Origin of the sequence: Virgibacillus sp. M23 (assembly GCF_034190895.1) — a bacterium.
In the GTDB taxonomy this organism is placed as follows: domain Bacteria; phylum Bacillota; class Bacilli; order Bacillales; family Amphibacillaceae; genus Virgibacillus; species Virgibacillus salarius.
In genome coordinates, this window is the sequence record NZ_JAWDHA010000292.1 from 1 (window position 1) to 428 (window position 428).

The following is a 428-nucleotide window of genomic DNA, read 5'->3' on the forward strand; positions in this document are numbered from 1 at the left end:
TCCTTGATCCCCTGCTCAGAAGAAACCAGTTCCCAATCCCCTTCATCAAATTCAGGAAAGTGACGGTCACCTTCAAACTCGTGATGAATTTTCGTCATATACAGTCTGTCCGCATAAGGGAACAGGTCCGTATAGAGCTGAGCCCCTCCGATCACAAAGCATTCTTCAGAGCCTGAACAAATATCCAGTACATCCTGTAACGAACTGACAACCGTGCATCCCGGAAATTCTGAAGCCGGCGCTGATGTGACGACAATATTTTTCCGATTTGGAAGCGGACGTCCGATCGATTCAAATGTTTTCCGGCCCATAATGATTGAATGGCCCGATGTAACTTTCTTAAAGTATGCAAGATCATTGGTCAAATGCCACGGCAAATCATTGTCTTTGCCGATAAGCCTGTTGGCATCCATCGCAAAAATAATTGA

General features: G+C 45.3%; 1 protein-coding gene. It reads right to left on the bottom strand.

Annotation, left to right across the window (positions count from 1 at the left end):
- Positions 1-428 (bottom strand): dihydrofolate reductase DfrA (dfrA, locus tag RVS70_RS22620; RefSeq protein ID WP_414617189.1); only part of this gene is annotated, 428 nt, incomplete at both ends.